Source organism: Rhodosalinus sp. (genome assembly GCF_041685465.1).
GTDB lineage: Bacteria > Pseudomonadota > Alphaproteobacteria > Rhodobacterales > Rhodobacteraceae > Rhodosalinus.
Window position 1 is genome coordinate 1 of sequence record NZ_JAWLFS010000328.1, and the last position, 2,547, is coordinate 2,547.

4 protein-coding genes are annotated in these 2,547 nt (G+C 70.7%); all 4 read right to left on the bottom strand.

What is annotated here, in order from left to right:
- The coding region (locus ACESL7_RS15240) for a 2Fe-2S iron-sulfur cluster-binding protein (RefSeq protein WP_372894145.1) at positions 1-1,043 on the bottom strand (1,043 nt) is incomplete at its 3' end.
- Between the two features lie 11 nt (positions 1,044-1,054).
- Positions 1,055-1,552 carry a 1,2-phenylacetyl-CoA epoxidase subunit PaaD gene (gene paaD / locus ACESL7_RS15245; RefSeq protein WP_372894146.1) on the bottom strand — a complete coding sequence of 166 codons (498 nt, stop codon included), beginning with the start codon at positions 1,550-1,552 and terminating at the stop codon, positions 1,055-1,057.
- On the bottom strand, positions 1,552-2,289 hold the full coding sequence (paaC, locus tag ACESL7_RS15250) for a 1,2-phenylacetyl-CoA epoxidase subunit PaaC (RefSeq protein ID WP_372894147.1): 738 nt from the start codon (positions 2,287-2,289) through the stop codon (positions 1,552-1,554). The genes paaD and paaC overlap by 1 nt, the downstream gene beginning before the upstream one ends.
- Positions 2,289-2,546 carry a 1,2-phenylacetyl-CoA epoxidase subunit PaaB gene (paaB, locus tag ACESL7_RS15255; RefSeq protein ID WP_372894148.1) on the bottom strand — a complete coding sequence of 86 codons (258 nt, stop codon included), beginning with the start codon at positions 2,544-2,546 and terminating at the stop codon, positions 2,289-2,291. Before paaB ends, paaC begins: the two co-directional genes overlap by 1 nt.
- Between the last annotated feature and the right edge of the window lies 1 nt (position 2,547).

Sequence of the window (2,547 nt, forward strand, 5' to 3'; positions counted from 1 at the left end):
GCGTCGAAGTCGAGGACCAGCTTTTCCGACGTGGGCCGCGACTGGCAGGCCAGCACGAAGCCCGCCTCGACCTCCCAGGGTTCCAGCGAGTAGTTCACCGCCATCTCGGCGGCGCCCTCCTCGACCTTGCACCGGCAGGTGCAGCACATGCCGCCCCGGCAGGAATAGGGCAGTTCCAGCCCCTGCCGCTCTGCCGCTTCGAGCACGGTGTCGTCCTCGGCGGTGACGTTGAAGGCCCGGCGCGCGCCGTCGAGCACGACCTCGACCTGCACGCCCTTCTCCGCCGCGGCGTCCGCCGCCTCGGAGCGCGCGGGACGCGGGCCTTCGCCCTCGGTGAAGAAGCGTTCGAAGTGGATGCGCTCGGCCGGCACGCCCTTGCCCGTCAGCGCCTCGGCCACGTCGTCGATCATCCCGCCCGGCCCGCAGAGGAAGATGCCGTCGGCGCCCGCGATATCCACCGCCCCGGCGTTGGCCAGCCGCACGACCCGCTCGCCCGTGATGCGACCGTTCAGAAGCTCCACGTCCTGCGGCTCGCGGCTCAGCACGTGAACCAGCGTGAAGCGATCCACGTAGCGGTCCTTCAGCGCCTCCAGCTCCTCGCGGAACATGATGTGCGCGCTGTCGCGGTTACCGTAGATCAGCGTGACCTCGGCGCCCGCCGCCAGCCGCTCGGCCGCGATGGAGACCATGGGCGTGATACCGGACCCGGCGGCGATCAGCACGATCCGCTCCTCCTCCGCCGGCACGAAGCGGCCCTCGGGCGGCATCACGCGGATCACCTGCCCCGGTGCCAGCCCCTGGCAGAAGGTCGAGAAGAGCCCGCCTTCCACGTGCTTGACCCCGACCGTCAGCGGCTTCCCCGGCGCGGAGGCGATGGAATACGAGCGCCGCGCATCCTCGCCCGCCACCTCGGCGCGCAGCGTCAGATACTGCCCCGGCTTCCAGGCGAAGGCCTGCGCCAGGTTCTCGGGCACGTCGAAGCTGACGGCCACGCTGTCGGGGGTGTCGTGGCGCACATCGGACACGGTGAGCTCGTGGAACATGTCGCTCCTCCTCAGAGGCACTTGAAGTAGTCGAAAGGCTCGGCGCAGGCGCGGCAGCGGTAATGCGCCTTGCACGGCGTGGAGCCGAATTCCGAAAGCCGCTCGGTCTCTGTCGCGCCGCAGCGCGGGCAGGCGACCGTGGTCGCGCCGAAGAGCGCGCCCTTGCCGCCGCCCTCGACGGGCGGCGCGATGCCGTAGTCGCGCAGCTTTTCGCGGCCCGCCTCGGTGATCCAGTCGGTGGTCCAGGGCGGCGACATCACGCGCTCCACCCGCGCCTCGAACCCGGCCTCGCGCAGCGCCGCCTCGACCGCCATCTCGATGGCGAGCGTGGCGGGACACCCCGAGTAGGTGGGCGTGACGCCCGCGACGGCCACGCCGTCCTCCATCCGGACCCAGCGCAGGATGCCGAGATCGGCCACCGTCACGCAGGGCACCTCCGGGTCGAGGACCGAGGCCGCCGCCTCCCAGGCGCGGGCCTCGCGCGCGGTGCGCTCCGCCGCCTCGGCCATCACCAGACCGCCCCGGGATGCGCCCGATGCGTCACCTGCATCTCGGCCAGCATGTGGCCCAGCGCCTCGCCGTGCTGCATCTCGCGCCCCCCGGTTTGCGGGAAGCGCACCTCCGGGATCTCCAGCCGCGCCTCGGCGAAGATCTCGCCGATCACCCGGTCCCACTCGGGGCGCATCGCCGCACGGTCGGGCAGCGCCGCGACACCGCGCGCGGCCTCCGAGGTATGGAAAAGCTCCTCGGTGTAGCGGTGCAGTTCCTCGACGGCCCCCTGCATGCGCCGTGCGCTCTCTTCCGTCCCGTCGCCGAGGCGGATCACCCACTCGCCGGAGTGGCGGATGTGATAGGCCATCTCCTTGACGGCCTTGCCGGCGATGCCGCGCACCGTCTCGTCAGGGCTCTCAAGCGCGGCTTTCCAGTAGGGCTCCATGAAGGCCGCGAAATAGAGCTGGCGCAGCATGGTCTCCGCGAAGTCGCCGTTGGGCCGCTCCACCAGCAGGCAGTTGCGGTAGTCCATCTCGTCACGGAGATAGGCCAGCGCATCCTCGTCGCGCCCCTTGCCCTCGACCTCGCCCGCGTAGGTGTAGAGCGTCCGCGCCGAGCCGATCAGGTCGAGCGCCATGTTGGGCAGCGCCAGATCCTCTTCAAGCATCGGCGCGTGCCCGCACCACTCGCTGAGCCGGTGACCGAGCACAAGGTGGTCGTCGGCCAGCTCCAGAAGGGCCTCGAACAGCGCCATCACATGTGCCCCACGTCGTCGGGAATCTCGTAGAAGGTCGGGTGACGATAGACCTTGCCCGCCGTCGGCTCGAAGTTCTCGGCCGCCTGGTCCGGGTCGGAGGCGGTGATCGCCTTCGAGGGCACCACCCAGATCGAGATGCCCTCGCCGCGCCGCGTGTAGACGTCGCGCGCCGCGTTCAGCGCCATGACCTCGTCCGTCGCGTGGAGGCTGCCGACGTGCTTGTGGCTCAGCCCGTTGCGGGGCCGGATGAACACT

Bases quoted from the DNA above. Each gene is read 5' to 3' on its own strand.
- paaD (WP_372894146.1), bottom strand. From the start codon at position 1,552: ATGGCCGAGGCGGCGGAGCGCACCGCGCGCGAGGCCCGCGCCTGGGAG.
- paaC (WP_372894147.1), bottom strand. From the start codon at position 2,289: ATGGCGCTGTTCGAGGCCCTTCTGGAGCTGGCCGACGACCACCTTGTG.